Here is a 254-nt window from a genome sequence, read left to right on the forward strand (position 1 = left end):
GATATCAGTGGAACATTTACAGCAAGTAACAAAACCTATGACGGCAACAATACAGCTACTGTTACAGGTCGTGGACTAGTTGGAGTATTGGCAGCAGATGCAGCCAATGTAAGTTTGACTGGCGGTACAGCCACGTTCAGTGATGCCTTTGTAGCCAATGAAAAAATAGTTGCCTCTTCAGGTATGGTATTGAGCGGTTCAGCTGCTGCAAACTATAACCTTACAGGAGTTGCAACAACAACTGCGGATATTAC

At 44.1% G+C, this 254-nt stretch carries 1 protein-coding gene; it reads left to right on the top strand.

All coding sequences use genetic code 11. The features are described from left to right. Nucleotides 1-254 (top strand): YDG domain-containing protein (locus tag CXF59_RS00145; protein ID WP_198554603.1); only part of this gene is annotated, 254 nt, incomplete at both ends.

Origin of the sequence: Flavobacterium sp. ALD4 (genome assembly GCF_002836475.1) — a bacterium.
Lineage (GTDB): Bacteria > Bacteroidota > Bacteroidia > Flavobacteriales > Flavobacteriaceae > Flavobacterium.